Here is a 26,050-nt window from a genome sequence, read left to right on the forward strand (position 1 = left end):
CATGTGGCGCAAGGGCCTGAGCTGGCTTCATCGATGGGCGTCTCTGGTGGCCGGCCTGGTGCTGGTGGTGCTGGGGCTGAGTGGCAGCCTGCTGGTCTGGCAGGCGGAGCTGGATGCAGCACTCAATCCTGGCTGGTTCAAGCCCCTGGCAGTGTGTGACACAGGGCCGACCACACCCCCTCCTGCGCAGACCGAGCCCACCGTGGCGCCGCCGACCACCGTCGCGCAGGTCCTTTTGCTGCTGCAACAGCATGCCCCTGGTCGTCGCGCCGCGATTGTGGTTGCGCCGCACGAACCGGGGGCGGCGTATCAGGTGTGGGAGCGCCGCGATGGGAAGGGCGTGCGCCGTGAGCATTTCATTGATCCGGTCTGTGGACGTTACCTGGGCTTTCGGGATCGAGGCCTGGTGAAGTGGGATGCTGCGCACCTGGTTCCCACCGTGTATGAACTGCATCGCTACTTCTGGAGTGGGGAAGCGGGCGCCACAGTGGCAGGCACGGGTGGACTGGTGCTGTTCGGGCTGGGCCTGAGCGGCCTGGTGCTGGTGTGGCCGAGGCAAGCCCGCCGTTGGGCGTCCTGGCAGCGTGTGCTGACCATACGCTGGGATTCAGCACCGGCCCGTCGCTGGTATGACGTCCACCGCACGGTGGGCCTGTGGCTGGCGCCCTTGCTGTTGTTGCTGAGCCTGACCGGTGCCGCGCTGGTGTTTGGCGACACCACACGGACATGGGTGGGGGCCCTGTTGCCGACTCAAGCGGATGCTCGCTTGCCCCGTATGAAAGCGTCTGCCGCCACTCAAGCGTCCTCCGACGAACAGGCGTCAACGACCGAGGCCAAAGCCAATTCCACTGCCACTGCCACTGCCACTGCCGAGACTCAGGCATTGACCCCAGATGAATGGGTCATGCGTGCCCAGCAGGAATTTCCGCAGGCGCAATGGAGCCGCTTGACGCTACCCACGGGCACCGGCCCGGTGGAGGTGCGGTTGCTGCAGCCCGGGGAGCCCCGTGCCGACACGGGCAACACACGGGTGCGGCTCAGCCCGCACGGCAAGTTGCTGAGTCGCTATGACCCCTTGCATGCGCCGGCGGGCAATGTGCTGCTGAATTGGTTGTTCCCGCTGCACAGCGCCGAAGCCTTTGGATGGGCCGCGCGAATGCTGTGGAGCGTGTTTGGAGGGGTGCCCGCATTGCTGCTGGGGACGGGGTTGTGGTTATGGTGGCGCCGTCGGCGGGCCGCCGCCAGGCAGCAGCCCTCTGCAGCGCAGATGCCCCAGGCGATGGAGCCGAACGGGCCGAGCGCGGGGTAAGTGCCAGCGCTGCCGGTACTGCCTCGGGTGGCTCACCGGAACCGCTGCTCCGAACCGCTACCGATCGGAAGCGGTCTCAGCCATGGACCCTGTGAAGGGTCCCGTGCTCAATGGCGACGTGCCCAGTTCGCCCCTTCGGTGGTGGCGTAACGCAGCGCGGAGGCAGAGGACGGGAAGCGATGGATGAAGCGCCAGATCCGGTCGGTGCTGGTAGCGCCGGTGCCGGAGCGGATGGAGACGGAGGCCACGAATTGACCTTCGGTATCCGCGTGACTCATGGGCGAGACGATGTAGCGTCCCACCTCGATATTCTTGTTTTGCATGTTCTTTTTGTGTGGGGAGGAGGGGCCGACCAGCGGCCCTTCGGATCAAAGCACTCGAATTTTGGCCGCTTGCAGGCCCTTGAGACCGTTCTTCGACTCGAATTCGACTTGCGAGCCTTCAGCCAGGCTACGACGGCCCGCATCGCTGCGGATTTCACTGTGGTGGGCGAAGTGGTCTTTGGAGCCATCAGCGGGGCTGATGAAGCCGAAGCCCTTGTCGTCGTTGAACCACTTCACGGTGCCGGTCTTGGTTGTCATGTTGTTTCCTTTGGGATGAACGGAAGTTCCCGGCGTGCGGAAGCACACAGGGTAGACACACGCAAGAACTGACAGCGGGGGGATGATGCTGAAGCGAGCCGCTCGCAATAGAGGTCTTGGGGAGACCAGCGGGGCCGCAGAAAAAGACCTCAGAGGAAAGGTCTTGGGCGAATCTATGAGCCGACTCTAACACGCGGTTCTCGATTCAGGGGTGCCTTTCGGATAAAAGGGGCATTCGCGGCAAGTTCTCTCAAAACAGACGGTCCGCGTGGAACCTCGATGCCCAGCGGGTTCACAGCGATCGGGTTTCAGGCGGCTTCACAGGACGAAAATCAAAAAAGGTGATCGTCTAAATTGAAGCGACCATCACCATTCGTGTCGCGCTCAACTGTTGGAGTTGTTTTCGATTGGAAAGCCCGATTGTTCAGAAACGGTGCTTCTCTTTCCTGAAAAAAGTAAGTGCCGGCAGGCAGTCGGCCAGCATCACGGACCCCGTCTCCCTGAACGTCTTCTCCGTACACCTGCCCAGTGACTCTTTCGATTTGGCAAGGCGCTGCGTTCAGCGCTCAACGAAACCGACTCAACCGCAATTCAGCCGACACTTCCGCAGGCGCCTCCTGGGTCGGTTCCACCAGTGCCACGGCTTGCGCATGCAGGTCCGGCAGCAAACGCAGGCACAGCGCCAGTTGTGCCTGTACGAGCCGTAGCGAGTCAGGCGCTGAGGAGGTCAGGGCCGGGACCAGTTCCGGCGCCAGAACCAGATCCGCCGCAACGCGCGGCGGTTGGGCCTCCAGCGCATTGGCGATCGCGTCCAGCGTGATCAGCAGCGTCTGCACCGCACGAGCCGCCGCACCATCCTCCGGCAGCGCCAGTCGCTGATTGCGGTGAGCCCCCAGCGCCGACAGATAGTTCAGCAAGGTGTGCGAGAGCACCAGAAACCGCATGCCTTGCGGCGCCAGATGACGCACATGCAGGGGCTCCTGACGCATCGCCGCCAACGCGCGGGAGAGCGCTGCGTCGGCGATATGCGCATTGCGTCGCGCCAGGCGATAGGCCAGATGGTCCCGCTTGCCAGTCTGGTACTGCGCCATGATCTCCCGCAGGTATTGGGCCTGGCTGCGCGCCGCCTGTCCCGCCAGGCGGTGCAATTGATGGGACTGCCAGCTCGGCAGGATCAGCCACACCGCCAGCCCAGCAATGACGCTGCCGGCCACCGTGTCCAGCAGGCGGGGCAGGATCAACCCGAATCCGTCACCCGCCTGGTTGAACGACAGCAGCACCAGCGAGGTGATGGCCGCCGTGGCCAGGGTGTAGCGGGTGTGCCGCGAGGCGAAGAACACCACACCGGCCGCCACGGTGAAGCCGGCTTGAAGCAGCAGGTCCGGGAACAGGCGCAGCAGTGCCCAGCCCACCACAAGCCCCAGCACCGTGCCGCTGATCCGCTGGGCCAGACGCGTCAGCGTGGCGCCATATTGCGGCTGGCAGACGAAGACGATGGTCAACAAGATCCAGAACCCGTGGCTGTCACCCGTGCTGAGCATCACGCCATAACCCGCCGTCAGCGCCACGGCCAGCCGCAAGGCATGGCGCAGCAACGGCGCGCGCCAGTTCAACTGGGCACGCAGACGCTGCCAGGCTTCAGCCAGGCTGCGCGGGTCTCGATCCAGCAGGCTGGTGTCGGCCAGCGGTTCCGGCGGTTGCAGGGCAGAAGACAGGGCGAGGTCCAGCGCGGTGAGGTTGGCGGCCAGACCCCGCAAGGCCGCCAGCCCTCGGTCCCGTCCCTCATGTCGTGGCCCGGGGGCCTGCTCCACGTGGCGCAATGCTTCTTGCAGGTCTTCGATCGCATGGGCCGTGGTGCCATGCCGCTTCCAGGGCGGCTGACGGCGGATGTGGCGCGCGAGGCTGCGGCAATCGCGACCCAGCAGGGCCAGCAGGCGTTGGCAGCGATACAGCACGTCACTGTGAAAGAAGTGCTGGGCCAGCACTTCATAGTGCTCATGCGAGGACGTAGTGCGCTCGTGCACATCCTGCGCCACCAGATAGGCCTGCATCGCCTCGCGCAACCAGGCCGGCGGTGTGCCAGTGCCACTGCGGCTGAAGAGGGCCTCCTTGCACCGGCTCAAGGCTTCCACCACACGGCCGTTCTGCAGCGCCAGCGCCACGCGGCGGCCTTCCAGATCAGCGCCGCGCACCGGTTCCAGCAGGCCGGACTTCAGGCGCAGGTATTCGCCCAGGCTTTCGTACAAGGTAGCGAGATGCTGCCGCACCGGCGGCGTGGGCAGAAGCGCGGCCCATGACACCGAGATCACCCCATACCAGGCGGCGCCCAGCAACAGCAAGGCCACGGCCTCCACCGCATGGGGCTTGGAGGACAGCGAGGCATAAATGGCCAGCACCAAGGTGGCAAATGCCATGGTGCGATAACGCTCACCCAGGGCGCCGAGCAGCGTGAGCACGATGGCAGCAACGGCCAGCAGCACCCCTAGCAGAACGGAGTGCCCCAGACTGGCCTGCACGGCCAGCGCCATCGCGGTGAAGCAGACGAGGGTGATCAACTGGACACGCAGGCGCCCCCGCCAGCTGTCGTCGGTTTCTGCCAGGGCGCTGGCGATCACGCCCAGCAACAGCGGCAGTGCGGCGGACATGTGGCCACCCCACCAGCAACCGGCCATCAGGCTGGCGAGTGCCAGCAATGCCCGCAAGCTGCCGGACACGGCTTCGCGCTGCCACAACTGGTAGCCCAGTTGCCACCAGCCCTTCACTTCACCCGCAGTCAACACCGTCCTACCTCCCTTGGCTTACCGGCACCGAGGTAGCAAGTATCGAGCCGAATGCGGTCGGGTTCGCGGGCGGCGTCGTTGAAGCTGCCCGCACAGGGATTCAATTGTCGTTTGTGACGGCGCGGACACACGGTAGTGCCTCACGCCGTCGACAACGCCCCCTCCACATGATGCGGCAGCACCAACCCCGGCCCTTGGACCGGCGTGACCTGCACCAGCGGCGCGAATTCCGAGCTGACATCGCCAAACAACATGGCGAAGGCCACATCCGCCGCATCGCGCCCGGTGCCGATGCGCAAATAGCCCATCGGGATGCCCAGGCCGGACGGGTCGAAGATGTACCAGCGCTCGCCCAGCCACACCTCCACATAAGCGTGAAAGTCCATCGGCTTGCTGGCGTAGTCCGTTCCCGTGACATACCGAGCCGGGATGCTCAAGGCACGGCACAGCGCAATCATCACGTGTGCAAAGTCCCGGCACACCCCCACACGGTCGGTCAGCGTCTCCACCGCGGACGTCCGTGTGGTGGAGCCGGCGCTGCCATATCTCAGCTTCTTGCGAACCCAGTCCCGCACGGCCAGCACCCGCTCGTAACCCGCAGGAAGCGCGCCAAAGGTCGCCTCGGCAAAGTTGAGCAGCCGGTCCGATTCGCAATAGCGGCTGGGCATCAGGTAGGGAAGCACCTCTTCCGGCAGACTGGACACCTCCGTCTCCATCAGCAGCGCTGTTGATTCAATCAGAGGCCGGCCGGTCACCGCCGCCTGGTAGGTCAGATGAAACCGTCCCGCCGGTGCCTTCACGCTGAGCAGCCGGTTCATCGTGCCCGGCACACCACGCTCGTGCCAAGTGGCGCCGGGGGTCATCTCCACACGTTCATCCCCGACCTGCTGATGAGCGGTGGTGGACGGCTGAACATTCAACAGCAGGCTCGCATGCCCGTCGTTCACCAGATAGTCCAGTTCGAAATGCAGATTCATCCGGATCATGTGGCCACTCCGGACATCCCATCCTGCGCGCTGGCCGAAGGGGCGTCGGAATGCGCGTCGATCAGGCAGTGGATGAAATGCAGCTTGGCCACCACGGCCGCCGGCAGCACAAAGGGATAGAAGTCCGGCTGCCCCATGGCGCGGGACATCTCATTCATGACGCAGGTCACCGCCACCCAGTCCCGCAGCAGCGACAGGAATTCAAGCCCGGTGGGATGGTCCTGTCGCCACAGGTCCCTGGCCAGAAAGGGCGCGCCACCCGGGCCCCTGCCGTCCGGGCTGTCCAGCGTCTGGGCGCCCACCACCATGCCGAAACTCTGAGCCGTGTCCAAGGTGTCGCGCAGATGCAGATAGTGGGCCCAGGTTTCCGCCCAGTCCTCCCATGGATGGGCCCCGGCATAGGCCGAGATGAAGCGCTGCTTCCAGCCCTTTTGCGGGCCCGCGTCGTAGTGGCGCTTCAGGGCGGCGGCATAGTCCTGCCGCTCGTCGCCGAACAGTTCCCGAAAGGGTGTCAACCATGCCGTCTGGACCACCAGTCGATCCCAGTAGTAATGCCCCACCTCATGCCGCAGGTGCCCCAGCAAGGTCCGGTAGGGCTCACCGAACTGGACGCGGGCCCGCTCCCGGAATGCATCATCGGCTTCTTCTATGTTGATCGTGATGACACCTCCGGCATGCCCCGTCATCACCGGTGCGCCAGGTTCGGAGTGAAGAAAGTCGAAGGCCAGGCCCCGGGCGGGATCGTCCGCCTTCGGCACCACCGGTAGTCCCAAACCGATCAGTTGAGACACCATCCGGCGTTTGGCCGACTCCATTCGGCGCCACAGTTCGGCGTTGCCCGGGTAGGACTGGTCCGGAATGATCCGGCTGAGGCGGCAGCTCAGGCACAGCGCCGCCGTGGCACCGCCGTCGTCCCGCACCAACCAGTTGCAGCCGATCGCGCTGGAGAAGTTCTGGCAGCGGCGGTAAGGAATGCCACGCCGCCCGTCCAGATAGAACCGGTCCGGCGCCTCGGCCGAACGCAGCGCATACAGCGCCCCTTCATCCGCCACATAGCCCAGGGCCGAACCGCAGGACAGGCAGGAAGAGTTGCGGAAGAACACAGGCTTGCCGCAACTGCACTGGTAATTTCGGGCAAGCGTGGAGGTCATGAGGGTATAGGAAGGTTGGACAAGGAAGGTTGGACAAGGAAGGGATACCGCCTCCAGGCAAGTCCCAAGCCTGCCAGGCGTGGGGGCGGGGCGCCATCATCGGTGGTCGGGGCCCACCCACACCAACTGTCTGCTGACATCCATGAGCCTGCAAAGGCTGTATATTTATCCAGCAATTTCGCAGAAGTACCATGGACATCAACCGCAAGCTGGCCATCCTGGCCGACGCCGCCAAATACGACGCCTCTTGTGCCTCCAGCGGCACGGACAAGCGGGACAGCACCAAGGGTCAAGGCATTGGCTCCACGCAAGGCATGGGCATCTGCCACAGCTATGCGCCCGACGGCCGCTGCATCTCGCTGCTGAAGATCCTGCTGACCAATCACTGCCAGTACGACTGCCTCTACTGCGTCAACCGTGCATCCAGCAATGTGGCTCGGGCGCGCTTCCGGGTGGATGAAGTGGTGTCGCTCACGCTGGACTTTTACCGGCGCAATTACATCGAAGGTCTGTTTCTCAGCAGCGGCATCGTCAAGAGCCCGGACTTCACCATGGAGCAGGTGGTGGAGGTGGCCCGTGTGCTGCGGGAAGAACATGACTTCCGCGGCTACATCCATCTGAAGACCATTCCCGATGCCAGCGAGGACCTGCTCCGCCGGGCCGGCCGTTATGCCGACCGCCTCAGCATCAACGTTGAACTCCCCACAGAGCAGGGCCTGCAGCAACTGGCCCCGGAAAAGAATGGGGGGGCCATCCGGCGCTCCATGGGCCGGCTCAAGCTGCATATCGACGATGCCAAGGAGGCGCGCAAGGCGGCGGCGGCCACGCCCATCCGGATGATTCCCGGCGCTGCCACCCGGCCAGCCAAGCCACCCCGGTTTGCGCCGGCCGGGCAGAGTACGCAGATGATCGTCGGCGCCGATGGCAGCGATGACCGCAGCATCCTGCGCAGCAGTGCGCATCTCTACAGCAGCTTCCGCATGCGGCGGGTCTATTACTCCGCTTTCAGTCCGATTCCCGATGCCTCCCAGGCCTTGCCGCTGAAATCGCCGCCGCTGGTGCGTGAGCATCGGCTCTACCAGGCCGATTGGCTGATGCGCTTTTATGGTTTTGGCCATGAAGAAATCGTGGACGACGGCACCGGCCTGTTGCGGCTGGATGTCGACCCCAAGCTGGCCTGGGCGCTGGCCCATCCCGAGCGTTTCCCGGTGGACCTGAACACCGCGCCGAAGGAGTTGCTGCTGCGCGTGCCCGGCCTGGGCGTGGAGTCGGTGGCCAAGGTGCTGCAGTCGCGACGGCTGCGGCGCATACGGGCGGACGATCTGCGGCAGATGAAGGTGCCGCTGCGCAAGGTGCTGCCGTTTGTGGTGGCGGAGGGGCACCGGCCCCGGGCGGAGGTGGGCGAGCATCTGCTGAAGCAATGGGCGGATGCCGCTGGCTCCGCTTCGCGCCGGGCAGCAAGCGGATCTTCGCGAATGCTGCTCATCAACCCGGGTGTTGGCGCACTCGCTGCACCCGAAGCTTCGGACGCGTCGGCTGCGTCCGACACGTCCGACGCAGCCAGCATCGTCGTGCCCCATCCTGTCCCCGATTCCATTCCCCATTCCATCCCCCCGCTCGTTTCTCCCGTTCAACTGGGCCTGTTCGCATGACGCGGGTGGTTCTTCAGGGGCCTGCGGATGTTGCGGGCTTTCGCCGTGCAGCCCGCGCGTTGCTGGCCGCAGGGGCGCACCCGGACCACGTGAACTGGTCCACCGGAGAAGCGCCGGACGATCTCTGGGGCGCCGCAGAACTGGCCTCATCCGACCCTCAGAGCCATGAGGGCCATGAGGGCCATGAGGGCCATGAGGGCCCAGGGGGTCACGAGCGCCAGGAGCCCCATGCGCTCGATGACCGCGAGCCTCCAGCGGAAGGGCCATGCCCGGCCAGCGCCCCCCGCCTCTCCGTGCCTGCCAGCTTTGTCCGCTTGTGCGACACCACACTGCTCCACCGCGACCCTCAACGATTCGCCTTGATGTACCGGCTGCTATGGCGGCTCAAGGCCATGCCCTCGTTCTGGCAGGACACGCTGGACCCCGAGCGCCGCCGGGCCGAGCAAATGGCGCGTGAGGTGCGGCGCGCCATCCACAAGATGCATGCGTTTGTGCGTTTCTTTCCGGTCGAGGATCAGCAGGGTGAGCAATACCTGGCCTGGTTTGAGCCCGATCATTTCATTGAAGAAGCGGCCACGCCGTTTTTTGCGCGGCGCTTCGCCAACATGCGGTGGGCGATCCTGACGCCGCGCTGCTCGATGTCATGGGATGGACAGGCGCTCCAGCAGGGCCCGGCTGGACGGCGGGAAGACGTGCCGCCGATGGATGCAGGCGCCGGGTTATGGCTCACCTACTACCGCAGCATCTTCAATCCAGCCCGACTGAAGGTGCAGATGATGGAGAAGGAAATGCCTCGGCGCTACTGGGCCAACCTGCCCGAAGCGGCCCTGATCGAACCGCTGATTGCTCAGGCCCAGGGGCGGGTGGAGAACATGCTTAGCTCGGAAGCGACCACGCCACGAAAAATCCGGCCCATGCAGCCCATCCAGCGAGATGGGCAGGACCCGCCCGATGCCTGACCCCGTCAGTTCACCAGCGCAGTGCCCGCCGGCTGCGACTGCGGCTGTGACTGCACACGGCTGAAGGCACGGAAGTGACGCGCGGAGAGGCGCGGCTCCCCCAGGTCTTCATACAGCAGGCCCAGCTCATAGTGCGCGTCGGCCAAGCCGCCGTCCAAGGCCAGCGCACGATGGTGGGCTTCAACTGCCTCGGCTTTTCTCCCTGCGGCGGACAACACACGCCCGGCCTGGAGCTGCAGCATCGCCACATCGCTGCACCATCCCAGCGCCTGGTCCACCACCTCCAGCGCTTCGTCATGACGCCCCTGGCGGCTCAGCAGGGAGGTCAGTTCCGAGAACGCCGCCGCGTCACACGGGTTCGCGGCAATCGCGTGTCGCAAGCCGGCTTCCGCCCGCGCCTCATCGACCGGGTCGGTCAGGCGTGCCAGGTCTCGCAGCTGATCCACGGCGGCGTTGGTCCAGCGGCGAGCCAGGCCAAACGCCTGCACGTCCTCGGCGCGGAAGGCCAAGGACATCAACACACGGCCTGCCGCTTCGACGTCGGCGTGAACCACCAACGGGGAAGCGGACGTCGCAGACGGAAGATCGGAATGGGCGAAGGCTGGAGCGTTCATGATGTCGTCTTGGTCGTGGTGGTGTCGTGTTCGAATCACTGCCACGGTACCGGGACGCCCGCCCTTGTGATGCCAGCCGATGGGGCGTTGTGTCGTAGGACAAGAGGAAGTGCCTCCTGGAGGCTCGCCACTTGCCCTGTCGCGCCCCTGCAGCCCATCGGGTCGCAGGGCAGGCCAACAACTGAAAGTGGACATCATGGACACCTGGAGTACCCAAGTCATCGCCCATGTGGAGAACGGCGACTTCGATGGCGCACTCGCGCTGATCCAGCATTGCCCGGCTCAATCCCTGCTGGATGAGCTCAAGGCTGCTTTCGCCCGCACGGGCCTGGACCATGGCGCGGGTGCGGCCCGGCTGCTGGGGGCGGTGCTGGAGCGCCAGATGGCCCTGGGGGCGCGGGCCTGAGGTTTCAGCCCCTGCCGCCGGGCCGCGCCGCAGGCATGAACTAACTGCTCAGAACCGCTCCGGCACAAACATCTCACGGGGGACGGGCTGCCGCATGTAGTCGGCATGCCGCTCGCGCTGCGGCAGATGCACCTCAGGCCGCTCCACCTCGTGATACGGGAAGTGGTCCAGCAGATGCTGGATGCAATTCAGGCGTGCACGCTTCTTGTCGTCCGCCGCCACCACCCACCAGGGCGCTTCCTGGATGTGGGTGCGCTCCAGCATCAATTCCTTGGCCCGGGTGTAGTCCTCCCAGCGGCGGCGGGACTCCAGATCCATGGGCGAAAGCTTCCATTGCTTCAGCGGATCGTGAATGCGGCCGAGGAAGCGCAGGTGCTGCTCTTCATCACTGATGGAGAACCAGTACTTGATCAGCCGGATGCCGGAACGCACCAGCATCCGCTCGAACTCGGGCACGGAGCGGAAGAACTCTTCCACGTCGTCTTCGGTGCAGAAGTCCATCACGCGTTCCACGCCGGCCCGGTTGTACCAGCTGCGGTCGAACAGCACGATCTCGCCAGCCGCAGGCAGATGCGGCACATAACGCTGAAAGTACCACTGGGTTCGTTCGCGGTCGTTGGGGGCGGGCAGGGCCACCACCCGGCAGACGCGCGGGTTCAGCCGCTGGGTGATGCGCTTGATCGCCCCGCCCTTGCCGGCGGCATCCCGCCCTTCAAACAAAATGACCACCTTCTGGCCGGTGTGCTGCACCCAGTCCTGGAGCTTCACCAATTCGCGCTGCAGGCGGAACAAGTGCTTGAAGTAGGAGAGCCGTTCGCTGTGTTCGTCGCAGTTGACGTTCAGGGAGAGCAGGGCCTCGTCCACGGCGCGGTCCTCGATCTCGAGTTCCAGCTCTTCGTCATAACCGTCCAGCAGATCGCGGCGGATGCGCGCGACGAGTTCCTTCTCATCGATGTCCGCGCCGGTCTTGCGTTCTTCCTCATCACCCTCGTTGGATCGCCCGCTCATGGTCCTGCCTCTATTGTTGTGTCCAACGGTCGATCATTGAACGGTCCAATGACGGCGTCGTGACGGGTGTGTTGGAACTGTCCCTGCCAGGGGGCACGAAGCCCCTGCGGACGAATGCATGCGGGTAGTGTCGTTCATACCAGCCCTGTGCGTCCGACGGGGAGAGCGCCAGGAGCTGGCGCAGGCCGGGCACCGCCAGCAGCAGCAGCCCTGACGCCAGGAAACCGATACCCGCCCACCGGTAGGCGTCTTCCACGGCGCCGTGCTGAAGCAGCCCTCCTGCCAGCAGGGGCGCACCGGTGGATGCCATGGACGCCACCGTCAACTGCGCCGCCGCCATGCGCGCCCGAAAATCTTCCGGCACGGCCAGCGACCGGACCGTCTGCCCGGTCAACTGGGTGACCGAGATGCAAAACCCGATGACTGCCATCAAGAGCGCCAGCAACGGCGCATGGCGACCCACGGACATCCCGGCGACACACAGGCCGCACAGGCTCACCGCCATCATCATGGACCGGTATCGCCCCAGGCGCTGGAACAGCACGTCCGTCGCGCCGAACACACCCACCAGGACGCCGACCGCCAATGCAGCCTGGCAAGCACCCATCCACAGGGCCGACGCGCCCATGGATTGGAGCCGCAAGGGGAGCAGCAGCCCCACCGCCGGGGCATAAAAGAGCATCATCAGGGCGCCTGACAGGGTCCACCATCGGTCCACACGCACCCGCCACTTGGCTTTCCAGCCTGCCTTGAGCAACGTGATCCAACGCTCGCGCCCGGGGGGCATGCCAGTCGCGGGGACGCGCCAGAGGGTCATGGCCACCGCTGCCGATGCTGCCGCCAGCACGCCATGAACCGCGAGGGCCAGCGACATCTGGCCCCATGACCATGCCAGCCCGACCAAGGCCGGGCCGCACAGGCTGCCCACCGCCTGCAGGGCCCGCCGCCAGCGGATGGCCGCCGTGACCTGTTCTGCGGGCAAGGCCTCCACCAGCATCGCCGACTGAGCCGGTTGCGACACGGCCTGTGCCACGGCAGCGATGACACCGCAGCTCATCAGCAGCCCCAGGCTCAGGGGCTGGTGCCAGGCCGTCACCGCCAACAGGGCAGCGACCATCAGCAGCACGGCCTGAGCCCCAGCGATCAGGCGCCCCTTGGCTTGCCGGTCTCCCAATGGAGACAGGGCAGGCACGCTGATCAGTGTGGCCAGGGCCAGCACTGCGCTGTAGGTGGTCAGTGCCACGGCACCCAGCGCCTCTGCCATCCACCACAGGACTGCGCCGTGGCCGACACTGGCGGCACACAGGCTGAGCAGTTCCACCAGCAGCAGAGCGCGGGCGGAGCCCGGCAGGTCGATGACACGGAAGGGAAATTGGAGTCGGAGGCGCATGGCGGCACTCTAGGCAGCGCAGGACGTCTTGGGCAGACCCAGCCCACCATGCCGCCGATGGATACAGCCCCCATGCACAGCTCCGATGCACAGCTCACGTGGGGTAGCCCCAGCTGTATCCATCGTCGGCCACAGGTTCTGTATCGATCCATCTGGCCTTGCGCGCGGTATCGTGACGGTTTCCGCTCCGTCGTGTGTGCCTTGCCTTCATCTGCCAAGCCCTTTCCCCGGAAATCCGCCAGGGATTCCTCCGGAGACTCCTCCAGGAGTTCCTCCGGAGACCCTCCCGCAGACGCTCCCAGGTCCCCTGCCGGATCGTCGACCTTTCGCTATCAACGGCTCGCCGACCAGCTCACCCAAGCCCTGCGGGACCGGCGGTTTCCGCCGGGCTCTCGGCTGCCCTCGGTGCGTGAGTTGTGTGAGACGCACGGGGCCAGTCTTGCCACCGTCACCCATGCGCTGCATCGCCTGGAGGATGCGGGGTGGATCGAGGCGCGCCCGCGGCAAGGCTTCTTCGCCAGCCCGGCCTCTGCCGATCCACCGGGGCCGACGACATCCACACCGCCCAGACTGCCCGAGGCGCTCGATGCACGGCGCGAACGGCTGATGGCGCTGGCCGCTGCGCGGGACGAATACCTGTCCCTGGGCCACTTGGCCCTGCCGGATGAGCTCCTGCCGCAAGCGGCTTTCAGGCGCCTCTTCCATCGGCATCTGCGGGCGCCGGCGATCACAACGGCTACGGTGGCGGGGTCCGCCCGGCTGAAACAGCGGCTGGCGGACCGGTTGAATCGACGGGGATGTGAGGTCGTGGCGTCGGAGGTGGTCGTGACACAGGGCGAGGGAGAGTCCCTGCGCCTGTGCCTGGAAGTGCTCACCCAACCGGGTGACCGCGTGGCCGTCACCCGGCCGGTGCCGCTGCGGCTGCTGGAGTTGTTGCACTCCCGGCGCCTCCAGGTCGTGGAGCTGTCTGCGGACGGGGCGCTTTCCGATGGTGGCGTGGATTCCGATGGCGTTGACGCCGACCGGGTTGACGCCGATGGCGTTGATTCACCTCTCGTTGATTCACAGCGCGTTGATCGGTCACCGTCGGGCGTCCACGATGCGCAGCGGCTTGTGCGCGCACTGGCCGAGCAGATCGCAGCGGACCCTCCCGTGCTGTGCATCGTGGACATGACCAGCTCGGCGCTCGCAGGGGTCAGCTGGGACGATGACTCTGCCCGGGCGCTTGTCTCCCTGTGTACGCGCCACGATCTTCCGTTGATCGAATGTGATCTGTTTGGTGAATTGCCCCTGCGCCCCGATGCCCCCCGGCCGCTCAAGGCCTTCGACCCGGCGGATCGCGTGCTGCATTGCGGCAGCACGGCGTGTATCACCGGGGTCGGGCTGGCGGTGGGGTGGGTGGCGTCGGGCCGTCATCGTCTTCAGCTGACCGCCGCTCGTGCCGTGCATGGCGAGTTGCTGCCCGGGCTCACCGATGCCGTGATGGCGGATTTTCTGGCGGGCCCCGATGCGGATCGGCATCTGCGGCGCCTGCGGCGGCAGTTGCTTCGCCGGATGCAGGACTGGACTGCGGCGGTTCTGGCCGCCTTCCCCTCCGGCACGGTGGTTCAAGCAGCGCCGGCCGGGCATCAGTTGTGGTTGACGCTGCCGCAGGGTCTCAACGCCGTGGGTCTGCTCACGGCGGCCCGGCAGCATGGTGTCAGTTTTGTGCCGGGCGCTGTGTTCACCGCAGGGACTGCCCTTGATGCCTGCCTGCGTCTGACCACGGCCCATGCCCTGGACGAGACGCGGCGGGCGGCTGTTCAACTGCTTGGCCGATTGGCCAGTCAAGGGCTGGCGTGAAACAAGCCCACTTGCCAGCCATCCTTCTATGCCCCATCCCACTCACCCAGGAGCACCCATGAGCACCCATGAGCACCCATGAGCACCCAGCAGTGGGTTGTGACAGCCAGCAGCAGCCGAAGTGGCTGCCACAGCAGCGCCACAGCCGCTGCCAGACTCTGCAGCAGCAGCGCGCTCAGGTCCCCGGAATCAGCGCCCCGAGCACGGCCAGCATCAGCGTGCCGCCGCCGGCCAGCAGCAGCAGCCAGTTCCAGCCGCTGAAACGGTCATTGCGTTCATGCGCGGGCACTTCCCGCGCATTGATGGCGTTGGCCAGCGACTGGATCGGCACCATGGGCAACACCGCCAGCAGCGGCACCCACCACAGCGGGGATTCGAACTGCCCCATCAGTTGCAGCAAGACCCAGAGGATCGCCGCTGGCGCTGCGTGCAGCCCAAGGCTGAGCCCCATCGCGCGACCATGGCGCTGGATGCGTGCAAAACACGGGTAGCAGAAGATGGCAGCCAGCAGGCTGCGCAGGGCCGGGTTGATGCCGGGTTCCCGGTCCCGAATGCGTCGCCAGTTCATGTAGAACCAGAACACCGCATAGAAGTTGAAGCTGCACAGCATCATCACCACCAGCTTCTTGCGCGAAACGGCGAAGAAGGGAGGCAGCACTTCCAGCTGGGCGGTGGCTGGTGGAGGCGGCTGCAACTCGCCCATGGCGGCGGCGCTCGAAACGGTCGGGGTGATCACGGCCGCGAGCCTACCCGAACTGGTGGGCCAAGGGCAGGGTGGCTGCCCCCAAGGACGTTGTTCAGGCGCCTCGTCCGGCCTGCCCCCACTGCTGCAGTTGCGCCAGCGTGGCTGTGGCGCCGCCGCAGACGATCACCAGCACATGCTCAAAACCCGTCAGCTGCTCCGGCTGGTCGTACACCACCGCCAAGGCCGCGCCGCAGGCTGGCTCCACCAGCACACGGTGATCGTCCAGGAAGCGCAGGCAGCCGGTCACCGCTTGCGCATCGGACACCCGTGCGCTGCGGATGTCATGGGTCTGCGTCAGGGCCCAGGCATGCTCCGCCACCCGCTTGGCACCCAGCGAGGTGGCAATGCTGTCGATGGACGGCAGGGTGACCGGCGCACCGGCCGCCATGGCTGCATGCAGCGATGCCGCACCGGAGGTCTCTGCAGCGATCACCGGAATATGGCCCAAGCCCTGGCGCACCAGCCCGGCCACCACGCCGGACAACAGCCCGCCGCCGCCCACCGCCACTACCACCGCATCCGGCCGCAGACCGGCGGCCACCACCTCGTCGATCATCGAAGCATGGCCTTCCCACAGCAGCGGGTCGTCGAACGGATGCACAAAGGCGGCGTCCGGCGTCAGCACCTGCATGGCGAGTTCGTTGGCTTCCTGCCAGGTCTTTCCGTGGACGCGCACGTCCGCCCCAAACAGCGCCAGCAGGGACTTCGCCCGCTCGCTGGTCGTCTCGGGCACCACCACCAGCACCGGCAGACCCAACTGCTGACCGGCGTAGGCGACCGCCAGCCCGGCATTGCCGCCACTGGACGTGATGAAACGCTGGGCGCCTCTCCGGGCATAGGTCTGGCAGGCATGGCCCACCCCACGAATCTTGAAGGAGCCCGGCACCTGCAAGGCTTCCATCTTGAGATGGATGCGAGGCGAGCGCCCGGCGCCGAGGCTCAGGGATTCAATCAGCGGGGTGGCCGCGTGAAGTGGGGCTTCCGGAGCCTGGGAGGCTTGAGGCGAGTGAGGCGGGGGATGCAGGTGCGGCACGGTCGGACAGAGGCTGATCCATGGAACAGCCAGTGTGCCACGCGGGCTTTCGCTATCGGGGCGTTCGGCCCGGCACGACACCCCGGCACGACGCCCCAAAGTTGGGCGCGGCCCGTGCGCACGGCGGATCAATCCTCGTCTACCCGGGCACGGACCGCAAAAGGGTCGCGTCCCTGCAACGCGAAACGATCGCCCCACCGGCCATGGGTGCGTTCATCTACCGCGACAATGCACCCATGCGCGCGCTCATTGAATTGCTGATCCAGCATGACTTCCTGCTCATCTTCCTGGTGACCTTGGCCGCGCGCATTGGAGCCCCGGTCCCTGCCGCGCCTCTGCTGGTGGTGGCCGGTGGCCTCGCGGCCGCAGGGCGGCTGTCCGGCCTCAGCCTGGTGGTGGCGGCGGTCCTGGCGAATGTCCTGGGTGATGCGGTCTGGTTCGTGGCCGGGCGGATGCATGGACACCGGGTGCTGCGGCTGCTCTGCCGCGTGTCCCTGTCGCCGGATGTGTGCGTCCGCCAGAGCGAGAGCCTGATTGCCCGCTGGGGCGGCAGTTCGCTCCTGGCCGCCAAATTCCTGCCTGGTATTTCCGTAGTGGCGGCGCCGATGGCCGGTGCATTGGGCATGGGCTGGCGCCGGTTTGTGGCCTACGACGCCGTGGCGGGCCTGGTCTGGACGCTGTGCTTCCTCGGCCTTGGCCTGGTGTTCAGCAATCAGATCCAGGAAGTGCTGGACGCGCTGGCCAATGCCGGCAAATGGGCCTTGGTCACCATCGTTGTGCTGCTGGCGGTGGCCGTGGCGTGGCGTTGGTGGCGTCGTCACACCATGGCCCGGATGCAGGGGGAGGTGGAGCGCATCAGTGTGGAAGATGCCGCCGCGCTGATGGATCAGGACATGACCCCTGTGTTCATCGATGTGCGCAGTGACACCGGCCGCGCCGCCGACCCGCGCACGCTGCCCGGGGCCTTGCCCATCCCCCTGGCCCGGCTGACGGAGCAATCCGACCAGTTGCCCAAGGACCGGCTGCTGGTGTTGTATTGCAACTGCCCCAATGAAATCTCCGCAGTGACTGGTGCCCGCCAGTTGCTGGACCGCGGGCATGCCCGGGTGCTGGCCCTGGAAGGGGGCCTGGACGCGTGGGAGGTGGTGGAACGGCGCCGCGCTGCGGCCACGCCGCCGACCAGTGAATCGCTTGCTTGATTGCCACGGCAGCCCCGGCGGTAGCGCTGCATCCTCGTCGCGACTGAAGTGACCCCGCCTCGGGTGGGGGTGCTGCTCCGCAAATCCTTGCCCGAATGCCCAGGATGGTGACGGTGGGCCGTCGGCGTCCCTCATTTCGAGGAGACACCCACCGCCCAGCCTGGCCCGCCACTTGCATACTCGCGGGCATGCAGTCCATGCCCACCATCCTGGATCTGGAAGCGTCCGGCTTCGGCCGAGGCAGTTACCCGATCGAGATCGGTTTTGTGGAAGGGCGCGGATTGCCCTTCTGCTCGCTGATCCAACCCGCACCCGACTGGGACCACTGGGATACGCAGGCCGAAGCGCTGCACGGCATTTCACGCGAGTGTCTGCTGCGCCATGGGCGGCCGCGCGGCTGGGTCGCGGAGGAAATCAACCGCCGCCTGGCGGGTCAGACGGTCTACACCGACAGCTGGGCATTTGATTACAGCTGGCTGGCCAAGCTGTATGACAGCGTCGGCATGCACCAGCACTTCAAGCTGGACGACCTGCGCAGCCTGCTCAGCGAAGAAGAGGCGCATCGATTCGGCGATCTGAAACAGCAGATCCGCCACGAGGTGCAACTGCGGCGCCACCGCGCCAGTGCCGACGCTAAATTGCTGCAGATGACGCTGATGCGGGTCAAACAGCCGGCGCCTTCGGCTCCGGGCTGAGGGAACAGACTCTGCCCCGGGCCTGCCCCCGGCCTGCCCGTTTGGCGTGATAAAGCTGGGCATCGGCCTGAGTCACCAGTGCGTTGATTTCCACCTGCCGCGCCCACTGCACGCAGAAGCCCACACTGGTGCCGATGTGCAGTTCCAGGGCGCCGATCCGGAAGGGCATGCTCAGGGCATGCACCAGCTTTTCGGCCACCACCTGGGCATCGTCCGGCTTGGCCACATGGTGCAGGAACACCGCGAATTCATCCCCGCCCAGGCGCGCCACCAGATCCTGCGGCCGCAAGGCATGGCGCAGCCGGCCGGCCACCGCCTTCAGCAGCGCGTCGCCCACCGGATGGCCGTATTCGTCATTCACCGGCTTGAACCGGTCCAGGTCCAGATAGAGCAGGGCGACCAGCTCGCCCCGGTCGCGGGCCCGCTGCAGAGCGGTCTCCACATGGCTGGCAAATCCGGCCCGGTTGAGCAGCTCGGTCAGCGTGTCGGTGTTGGACGCCTTCAGCAATCGGATCTGTTCCTCCTTGATGTCGGTTACATCACGGCCCACGCCGTAGGCGCCGATGGGCGTGCCGTTTTCTCCCAGCAGCGGGGCATAACTGAGCTCCAGATATCGCGGGGCGTCGCGGTCCGGGGTTTCTTCGTCACGCCATTCCACCACGCTGGATTCGCCTGCCAGAGCCCGCTGGATCAGCGGCTGGACGACCGCATACAGCGTGCTGCCCAGGACCTGATCGGCGGCCCGACCTTCCCAGGCACGCGACGGCAGCCCCAGCCGCTGTTCCAGCGTCCGGTTGCAGAAAAGCACCCGCTCGTCGGTGTCTACAGCCAACATCTCGACGGGGACGCTGCGAGCCACAGCGCTCATCACTGCCTGGGTGCGTTCCCGTTCCCGCTCCACGGCCAGCTCGGCGCTGATGTCACGCAGCATCCAGGAAAAGTTGCGGACGGTCTGGTGTTCGTCGCGATGCAGGATCAGGGTGCAGTCCACCGGCAGGTGGGGCCCCGAGCGCGTCCGCACGGCCCAGCGGCCATGCCAGTGGCCGTCGCGCATCACGGCGGGCAGGATCTCCCGGTGGTATCGCTCATGCCCGCCTTGCACAAAAAACTGCGACTGATGCAGATCGTTCAGCGGTGCATCGTCGGCCATGCCCAGGCGCTGCCGCACTGCCGGGTTGAGATAGACGATCTGCCCGTCGATCGAGGTCTGAACGATGTAGTCGGGGGAGCTGTCGATGATGGCGCTCAGCATGCGCGCCGCCTCCTGCTGCCGGACCGGCTCCGTCACGTCCAGCACGGTGCCAGCGTAGGCAACGATGCGCCCGTTCAACCGCATTGGCCGGGTCCGCACCGCCAGCACCATCTCGGTGCCGTCCGCCCGGGTGAGCTGGCGCAGGCGGTCCATGGCATGGCCGTCGCGCACGCTGGTGATCCAGTCTTGGCGCGCCGCGTCGCGTTGATCTTCCGGCAGGCGGTCGAGCCAGCCCCAAGCCAGTTGCGCCCGGTCCAGCTCCAGCAGCTGGAGATAGGTTTCGTTGGCATACACAGTGCGGCCGTCCAAAGCGGCCCGGAACAGGCCCATGGGTGAAGCGTCCGCCGTTGCTTCGCGTTCGGCTTCGGCCAACTGGTTCCGGTGCTGCACGCGGGTGAGCCAGACCATCAGCCCCACCGCCGTCAGGCTCACCAGCAGAGAAAACGCGAGCACCGCACGTCGCTGCGCCAGATAACCGCCCAGGACACGGTCCTCGGTCAGCGAGACAAACACCCGCAGCGGATAGTTCTTGAGGGTCCGGTAGGCGACGATGCGGTCCTGCCCGTCCAGCGAGGCATCACCGGTTTCAAACTGGCCGGCCGCCGGTGCGCTGGCAGGCAACCGGCGCTCGGGGCGATCTTCCAGCACCTTGCGCCCCAACAAGTCGGGCAGTTCGGGGACGCGGGCCAGCGCCGTGCCGTCCGCCCGCTCCAGGAAGATGGCCATGCCGGGCCGCTGCTGGCGGGCACGGTAGAGGCGCAGCAGGCTTTCCACATCAATGAAAGCCACTGCCGCTTCGAACATGCCGTTGTCGCCGCTCAACCGGATGGTGAGCGGCAGCACCATCCGGCCGCCCGGGCGCAGGCTCAGTGGCGCGCCCACGATGACCGGAGGCGCGCCCTTGTCGCGAAGCTCCCGCAGGAAGCTGTCCGGGCCCAGGGACGTAAACGGCGTGCTCCCGGAAGGAATTCGCCAGAGCCGACCATCGGTATTGGCCAGCATCAGGTCGGTCATGCCGCGCGAGCTTTCGCGCAGCGTGTCCGTCAGCAGGCTCACAGTGGCGTCCTGACCCTGGTCCTTGGTGCGGCGCGTCAGCAGCAGCAAGTCCAGCGTGCGCAGGCTGCCTTCGGCTTCGTGCAGCAGGCCGCCGGTCTCGCCGGCGGCGTTGGCGGCGGTGTTCTGCAACTCGTCCTGCACCTCCTGGATCAGCGAGCGTGGATAAATCACGGCAAACCAGGCCACCAGCGACCACAGCACCACCAGCACCAGGCCCAAGGACAAAAACGGGCCCAGCACCAGCAGGCTCTTCGTCAGGAGAGCGGCGTGAAATGACCGGCTGAAGACAAGGGAGGACATGCCCTGGATTGTCCTCGTGTGGCGTACGGCGTCATCCGCCGATCAAGGGACAGGGGCTGGACTTTTTCTCGTCGTATCGATCTGCGTTGAAACAAGACGTTGCCGTCCGTGCGTTCGTCTCCCGGTCCGGGCGCTTCATGGGGCGGCGAGAAAGACCCATAGAAGAGGCAGCTGCAGAGGACTGCGGTCAAACAGCGCCGTCACCAGCCCCCGTCACCAGCCCCCTTCACAAGCCCCCGTCAGCCACCGCCATCAGAAACTCCGGGTGTCCGCCCCAAGCTTGGAGCATCGACCGGAGTCGGAGTCGCGGATGCAGACCCGGACAACGCCGCCAGACAGGCGAGGCACAGGCACTGCCCGGGATAGTCCGCCGCCAATTGCGCCTTGAGCGCATCCGACAGCCGCAGTCCGAAGCAGGCGCAGTGGCCGTCATTCACTCCACAATGAAATCCGCCGCCGCAGCGCGGGCAGGCCATGCTGCTGGTGCCACCAAGGCCGGTACTGCCGCCGTTGCTGGTAGTGCTGGTAATGCCGGTCATGTCGGCAGTGCCGCTGGCGCTACTCGCGCTACTGGCCGTGGAGGCCGTAGCGGCCGCCTTGGCTTCAGACAAAGGTCATTCCCCAATGGTCCCTCAGCACATTTTTCTGCACCTTGCCCATGGCATTGCGAGGCAGCTCCTGCTGCACGAACACATGCTTGGGTACCTTGAAGCCGGCAATCCTGTCCTTCAGGGCAGCGATCAGCACTTCACCCTTCAGCGAAGCGCCCGGACGCGGCACCACGACGGCAATCACCCCTTCACCGAAATCCGGATGTGGCACGCCCACCACGGCGGATTCGGCCACGCCCGGCAACTCATTGAGCCAGCCTTCCACCTCAGCCGGATAGACGTTGTAGCCCCCGGAGATGATGAGGTCCTTGCTGCGGCCGACGATGGTGACGTAGCCCTTGGCATCGGCACGGCCGACATCACCGGTCTTGAACCAGCCGTCGGCGGTGAATTCCTCGCGGGTCTTCTCCGGCATGCGCCAGTAGCCCCCAAAGACATTGAGGCCCTTCACCTGGATATGGCCGATCTCCTCCGGGCCACAGGCCCTGCCCGCGTCATCGAGGATGCGCAGCCCGATGCCGGGCAATGGGCGCCCGACCGTGCCGCCGACACGGTCGCCCTCCGCCGGACGATACGGGTTGGAGGTGAGCATCACTGTTTCGCTCATGCCGTAGCGTTCAAGGATGGTGTGGCCGGTGCGCTCCTGCCAGGCCTGGAAGGTGTCGATCAGCAGCGGCGCGGAACCGCTGATGAACAGGCGCATGCCGGCACAGGCTTCACGGGTCAGGCCCTGCTGCTCCAGCAGCCGGACATACAGCGTCGGCACGCCCATGAACATCGTGGCGCCGCGCAGGCGCGCGACCACCGCCGGCGGGTCGAATCGGTTGAACCAGAGCATCCGTGCACCGGCCAGCAGCGCGCCGTGCGAGGCCACAAACAGGCCATGCACATGGAAGATCGGCAGCGCATGGATCAGCACGTCCTCCGCACGCCAGCCCCAGTGGTGATGCAGCACCTGCGCGTTGGACAGCAGGTTGGCATGGCTGAGCATGGCGCCCTTGCTGCGCCCGGTGGTGCCGCTGGTGTAGAGGATGGCGGCCAGGTCGTCCGGCTGGCGCGCCACGGTCTCGAACTCATCACTCATCTGCAGCGCCCGGTCCAGCAGGGTGCCGGTGCGGTCGTCATTCAGGCTGAAGACCCACGGCACGCCAGACTGGAATGCCAGCTTGCTTACCCAGCCGAAATTCTTCCCCGCACACACCACCACGGCCGGTTCCGCATTGCCGATGAAGTACTCCAGCTCGGCGGCCTGATAGGCACTGTTGAGGGGCAGGTACACATGGCCGGCGCGCAGCACCGCCAGGTAGAGCATCAGCGCTTCCACGCTCTTGTCCACCTGCACCGCAATGCGGCTGGCTGGGGGCAAGTCCAGCGAGGCGAGCAGGTTGGCCATCATGGCGGTGGCCCGATCGAGGTCGCGCCAGGTGTAGCGCTGGCCGGCCTCCGGGCCGTCGGCGCATTCAATGGCCCATTGGTCCAGATCCTTGGGGAAAGAGGCCCGCAGGGCCGCAAACAGATTGGTCATGACCTGCATTGTCCTCAGTCCAGCTTGGCTCCGCTGGTCTTCACCACTTCGGCCCAGCGCACGATTTCCCCACGGACGAACTTGCCGAAGGCATCCCCGTACAGATTGGGCGTTTCCGTGCCCAGGCCGTTCCAGGTGCTGCGCAGTTCTTCGGCGGCAAAGGCCTTTTTCAGCTCGGCCTGCATGGCAGTGATGACGTCCTTCGGCGTCCCCTTGGGCGCCCAGAGCCCATACCAGGTGGCCACCTGATAGTTGGGGATGCCGGCTTCCACGGCGGACGGGATCTCCGGGAAGCCCGGTGCACGCTTGGCCGAGCCCACCGCCAGGGCCTTGATGCGGCCGCTCTTGATGTGGGTGGCGGACGACGCGAGTCCATCGAACATCAGGTCCACCTGACCGGCGATCAGGTCCTGCAGCGCCGGGCCGGCACCCCGATAGGGGATGTGGGTGATGAAGGTCTTGGTCTGGATCTTGAACAGCTCACCCGCCAGATGGTGCGACGTGCCGTTGCCGGCCGAGCCATAGTTGAGTTTGGCGGGGTTCTTGCGCAGCAGCTCCAGCAGGCCGGCCACATCCTTCACCGGCACCTTGCCCGGATTCACCACGATCACCTGCGGCACGCTGGACAGCAGGCCCACGGGGATGAAGTCTTCTTCCAGCTTGTATTCGAGCTTGGGGTACATGGCCGGGGCGATGGCGTGATGCACCGCGCCCATGAAGAAGGTGTAGCCGTCCGGGGCGGCCTTGGAGGCCAGTGTGGCGCCCACGGTGCCGCCGGCACCGCCCTTGTTGTCGATGATGAACTGGCGTCCGGTCTGACGGGTCAGTTGCGCGCACAGTGGGCGGGCAAAGGTGTCGGTGCCGCCGCCGGCCGGAAAGGGCACCACCCAGGTCACCGGCTTGTTGGGCCAGCCGGCCTCGGCACGGGCCAGGCCCGGCCAACCCGCCGACCCGGCCAACAGGCCCAACGAGGTGCCGGCGGCCTGACGCAACATCTGGCGGCGTGAGCGGGATTGATCTTCAGTCATGACAATGTCTCCGTTGTGGTGGGAAGTGTCGCGGTGCGGCGCATCGGGCAGGGGCTGCCCTCAGAGGCAGGCACCCACCGCGCGGGAGTGGGCAATCTCCCCGCGGGTGAAGTCCTCATGATGGGACTCGATGCGATCCAGGTCGTCAAGATAGTTGACCATCAGGCCGTGGGACTGCTTCATGCCCTTGGCCGATCGGTCTCCGGCGATGTTCAGGCACTCCAGCCGCGCGCCGTTGTCCAGATGGAAGCGCGCTACCGGGTCGCCCCCGCTGAGGGGCGTCTGACCCACCAGATAGGCAGCGGCCAGGGTTGTCAGCTCGGCCTGGCCCAGGCTGTTGGCCTGGCCGCGCTCAGACAGCAATTGGCGCGCAGCCACCAGCCATTGACGGGCGGCACGGGAGTAAGTCCAGGATCCAACCATGGCGCGGTTTATAGAGCGATTTGACGCCTTTGTGGCTGCTCCCTAACCCGCAGTCCATTCGGTCTTGGCACTGCTACATTGGATTGCAAAGCCGCCCGGGACGAGGCGGCGGGTCTTGAGCCCACCAGGAGACACCATGAACGAGATGCCCAGGGATGTGAAGGCACGTCAGCCTCTGGCTACGCCTGCGGGCGACCTGACCGCGCAACCCTTGATGGACCGCCTGGCCTGCTTGCAGGCCGAGCTGGACGAAACGCGACGTCAACTCGCGCTGGCGCAACAGTGGCATCGACGGCCGGAGCACCGGATCATCGATTTTGTGGGCGGCAGCCCCGCCGCGCAGGAGGTCAAGCGCCAGGCGCGGCGGGTGGCCCAGGCGGATGCCCCGGTGCTGCTGATGGGGGAACCCGGCAGCGGCAAGGCGCTGTTGGCTCAAGCCATCCATGCCGCCTCCCGGCGCGCGGCCCGGCCGCTGCTCACGTTGGACATCTCCGCCGTGCCCCGGGCCTTGCTGGAAGCGGAACTCTTCGGCACGGCACACGGCGTCATCGCCCCTGATGGCGAGCCGGTCGCCGGGCGTCTGGGCCTGGCCGATGGCGGCACCTTGTTTCTGGAGGAGATCGGAGACCTGCCGATGGGCTTGCAGGCCAAATTGCTGCATGTCCTGCAGTCGCAGGAGGTGCCGCCCCTGGGCGGGGGCGCGGCGCGTCCGGTGGATGTGCGGCTGATGGCGTCCACCAGCCGGGATCTGGCGGGCATGGTGCAGCGGGGGCAGTTCCGGGCGGACCTGTATTACGGGCTGCATGTACTGCCGATCCGTGTGCCGGCGCTGAGGGACCGCATTGAAGACATCGAGGCGGTGGCGGAAGTGTTGCTGGAAGATCTGTCACGCCGGGGCGGGCTGCCGCCCAAGTCGCTCGGCGCGTCGGCCCTGGCGGCCTTGCAGCGGCGGCGTTGGCCGGGGAATGTCCGCGAATTGAGGGATGTGCTGGAGCAGGCCTTCCTGGCGGGCAGCAACCCGGTGCTGACGGCGTCGGATCTGGCGCCGCTGCTGGCCACTGCGTGGTCGGAGACATCCGCTCGGGGATCGGCTCAGCCACAGGTTCAGGCGCAGGTCCAGCCGCATGGGCACCCTGCGGCTGGGACTTCGCCGGGCGCAGGGCATGCCGGTGCGCTGACGTCAGCGGAGCCCGGGGGGCAACTGCTCTCAAGGGCGCCTCACAGGGATTCAGCGCTGCGGCCCGACGGCTGGCCCACCGGCCTCGCGGCAGGATTTTCTGCAGCCCTGCCGGGCGCGGAGGCCCGGCCCGAGGGTGCTGACGAGCCCCTACCTTTGCCGACCCTGTCGGCCCGCAAGGCGCAATTGGAGCGCGAAGCGATCGCCAATGCGCTTCGCCGCACCAAAGGCAATCGCGTAGCGGCCGCCCGACTGCTGGCGATCTCCCGGGCGACGCTCTACGAAAAACTGGCCCGCTGGCCGGAGCTGGGCAGACGGACGGAGTGAC

23 protein-coding genes are annotated in these 26,050 nt (G+C 66.3%); 8 read left to right on the forward strand and 15 right to left on the reverse strand.

The window, feature by feature from the left end; genetic code table 11:
• The first annotated feature begins 1 nt into the window (after position 1).
• Positions 2 to 1,309, forward strand: coding sequence for a PepSY domain-containing protein (locus OU995_RS08585; protein WP_267835110.1), 1,308 nt, complete (start codon positions 2 to 4; stop codon positions 1,307 to 1,309).
• 107 nt (positions 1,310 to 1,416) lie between these two features.
• On the opposite strand, the gene OU995_RS08590 is transcribed toward OU995_RS08585, so the two are convergent.
• The 5 genes from OU995_RS08590 to OU995_RS08610 form a co-directional block, all read right to left on the reverse strand.
• Entirely contained in the window at positions 1,417 to 1,632 is a 216-nt protein-coding gene (locus OU995_RS08590; RefSeq protein WP_267835111.1) for a hypothetical protein, read from the reverse strand.
• Between the two features lie 45 nt (positions 1,633 to 1,677).
• Positions 1,678 to 1,890, reverse strand: coding sequence for a cold-shock protein (locus OU995_RS08595; protein WP_267835112.1), 213 nt, complete (start codon positions 1,888 to 1,890; stop codon positions 1,678 to 1,680).
• A gap of 566 nt (positions 1,891 to 2,456) precedes the next feature.
• Positions 2,457 to 4,670 carry a YccS family putative transporter gene (gene yccS, locus OU995_RS08600; RefSeq protein ID WP_267835113.1) on the reverse strand — a complete coding sequence of 738 codons (2,214 nt, stop codon included), beginning with the start codon at positions 4,668 to 4,670 and terminating at the stop codon, positions 2,457 to 2,459.
• Between the two features lie 140 nt (positions 4,671 to 4,810).
• Positions 4,811 to 5,656: a transglutaminase-like domain-containing protein gene (locus OU995_RS08605; RefSeq protein ID WP_267835114.1), complete on the reverse strand. Its 846-nt coding sequence runs from the start codon at positions 5,654 to 5,656 to the stop codon at positions 4,811 to 4,813.
• A complete protein-coding gene (locus OU995_RS08610) occupies positions 5,653 to 6,807 on the reverse strand; it encodes a zinc-binding metallopeptidase family protein (RefSeq protein WP_267835115.1) in 1,155 nt (384 codons plus the stop codon). Before OU995_RS08610 ends, OU995_RS08605 begins: the two co-directional genes overlap by 4 nt.
• A 191-nt stretch (positions 6,808 to 6,998) precedes the next feature.
• On the opposite strand from OU995_RS08610, the gene OU995_RS08615 reads away from it, so the two are divergent.
• Positions 6,999 to 8,459 (forward strand): putative DNA modification/repair radical SAM protein, encoded by a 1,461-nt coding sequence (locus OU995_RS08615; protein ID WP_267835116.1) that lies wholly within the window; start codon positions 6,999 to 7,001, stop codon positions 8,457 to 8,459.
• Positions 8,456 to 9,418, forward strand: a complete 963-nt coding sequence (locus tag OU995_RS08620) for a TIGR03915 family putative DNA repair protein (RefSeq protein WP_267835117.1) — start codon at positions 8,456 to 8,458, stop codon at positions 9,416 to 9,418. The genes OU995_RS08615 and OU995_RS08620 overlap by 4 nt, the downstream gene beginning before the upstream one ends.
• 5 nt (positions 9,419 to 9,423) lie before the next feature.
• Here the strand turns inward: OU995_RS08620 and OU995_RS08625 are convergent, their stop codons facing one another.
• Entirely contained in the window at positions 9,424 to 10,032 is a 609-nt protein-coding gene (locus OU995_RS08625; RefSeq protein ID WP_267835118.1) for a hypothetical protein, read from the reverse strand.
• Positions 10,033 to 10,228: 196 nt separating this feature from the next.
• Here OU995_RS08625 and OU995_RS08630 point away from each other — a divergent pair, with 196 nt between their 5' ends.
• Positions 10,229 to 10,438 (forward strand): hypothetical protein, encoded by a 210-nt coding sequence (locus tag OU995_RS08630; protein WP_267835119.1) that lies wholly within the window; start codon positions 10,229 to 10,231, stop codon positions 10,436 to 10,438.
• 48 nt (positions 10,439 to 10,486) lie between these two features.
• Here OU995_RS08630 and ppk2 read toward each other — a convergent pair whose 3' ends face one another.
• Positions 10,487 to 11,446 (reverse strand): polyphosphate kinase 2, encoded by a 960-nt coding sequence (ppk2, locus tag OU995_RS08635; protein ID WP_267835120.1) that lies wholly within the window; start codon positions 11,444 to 11,446, stop codon positions 10,487 to 10,489.
• Positions 11,447 to 11,456: 10 nt separating this feature from the next.
• Entirely contained in the window at positions 11,457 to 12,836 is a 1,380-nt protein-coding gene (locus tag OU995_RS08640; RefSeq protein ID WP_267835121.1) for an MFS transporter, read from the reverse strand.
• 72 nt (positions 12,837 to 12,908) lie between these two features.
• On the opposite strand from OU995_RS08640, the gene OU995_RS08645 reads away from it, so the two are divergent.
• Positions 12,909 to 14,678, forward strand: a complete 1,770-nt coding sequence (locus tag OU995_RS08645; RefSeq protein WP_267835122.1) for a PLP-dependent aminotransferase family protein — start codon at positions 12,909 to 12,911, stop codon at positions 14,676 to 14,678.
• 175 nt (positions 14,679 to 14,853) lie between these two features.
• Here OU995_RS08645 and OU995_RS08650 read toward each other — a convergent pair whose 3' ends face one another.
• Both OU995_RS08650 and OU995_RS08655 read right to left on the reverse strand, forming a co-directional pair.
• Positions 14,854 to 15,414, reverse strand: coding sequence for a hypothetical protein (locus OU995_RS08650; RefSeq protein ID WP_267835123.1), 561 nt, complete (start codon positions 15,412 to 15,414; stop codon positions 14,854 to 14,856).
• A 61-nt stretch (positions 15,415 to 15,475) separates the two neighbouring features.
• The gene (locus tag OU995_RS08655; RefSeq protein WP_267836213.1) at positions 15,476 to 16,447 is read right to left on the reverse strand and encodes a pyridoxal-phosphate dependent enzyme; all 972 of its coding nucleotides are present in this window, start codon (positions 16,445 to 16,447) and stop codon (positions 15,476 to 15,478) included.
• 245 nt (positions 16,448 to 16,692) lie between these two features.
• On the opposite strand from OU995_RS08655, the gene OU995_RS08660 reads away from it, so the two are divergent.
• Complete coding sequence (locus OU995_RS08660) at positions 16,693 to 17,655, forward strand: VTT domain-containing protein (protein WP_267835124.1); 963 nt, start codon at positions 16,693 to 16,695, stop codon at positions 17,653 to 17,655.
• Between the two features lie 188 nt (positions 17,656 to 17,843).
• A complete protein-coding gene (locus OU995_RS08665) occupies positions 17,844 to 18,350 on the forward strand; it encodes a hypothetical protein (RefSeq protein ID WP_267835125.1) in 507 nt (168 codons plus the stop codon).
• On the opposite strand, the gene OU995_RS08670 is transcribed toward OU995_RS08665, so the two are convergent.
• From OU995_RS08670 to OU995_RS08690, 5 genes are all read right to left on the reverse strand, one after another.
• The gene (locus OU995_RS08670; RefSeq protein ID WP_267835126.1) at positions 18,319 to 20,958 is read right to left on the reverse strand and encodes a diguanylate cyclase domain-containing protein; all 2,640 of its coding nucleotides are present in this window, start codon (positions 20,956 to 20,958) and stop codon (positions 18,319 to 18,321) included. The two genes, OU995_RS08665 and OU995_RS08670, sit on opposite strands and share 32 nt — an antisense overlap.
• A gap of 239 nt (positions 20,959 to 21,197) precedes the next feature.
• Positions 21,198 to 21,569 carry a cysteine-rich CWC family protein gene (locus tag OU995_RS08675; RefSeq protein ID WP_267835127.1) on the reverse strand — a complete coding sequence of 124 codons (372 nt, stop codon included), beginning with the start codon at positions 21,567 to 21,569 and terminating at the stop codon, positions 21,198 to 21,200.
• Entirely contained in the window at positions 21,562 to 23,103 is a 1,542-nt protein-coding gene (locus OU995_RS08680) for a malonate--CoA ligase (protein WP_420714837.1), read from the reverse strand. The genes OU995_RS08675 and OU995_RS08680 overlap by 8 nt, the downstream gene beginning before the upstream one ends.
• Positions 23,104 to 23,108: 5 nt before the next feature.
• Positions 23,109 to 24,122 (reverse strand): Bug family tripartite tricarboxylate transporter substrate binding protein, encoded by a 1,014-nt coding sequence (locus OU995_RS08685; RefSeq protein WP_267835129.1) that lies wholly within the window; start codon positions 24,120 to 24,122, stop codon positions 23,109 to 23,111.
• Between the two features lie 60 nt (positions 24,123 to 24,182).
• The gene (locus OU995_RS08690; protein ID WP_267835130.1) at positions 24,183 to 24,545 is read right to left on the reverse strand and encodes a malonyl-CoA decarboxylase domain-containing protein; all 363 of its coding nucleotides are present in this window, start codon (positions 24,543 to 24,545) and stop codon (positions 24,183 to 24,185) included.
• A gap of 136 nt (positions 24,546 to 24,681) precedes the next feature.
• Between OU995_RS08690 and OU995_RS08695 the strand changes: the two genes are divergently transcribed.
• Positions 24,682 to 26,049 (forward strand): sigma 54-interacting transcriptional regulator, encoded by a 1,368-nt coding sequence (locus OU995_RS08695; RefSeq protein WP_267835131.1) that lies wholly within the window; start codon positions 24,682 to 24,684, stop codon positions 26,047 to 26,049.
• The last annotated feature ends 1 nt before the right edge of the window (position 26,050 follow it).

The organism is Roseateles sp. SL47, from assembly GCF_026625885.1.
Classification (GTDB): Bacteria; Pseudomonadota; Gammaproteobacteria; order Burkholderiales; family Burkholderiaceae_C; genus Roseateles.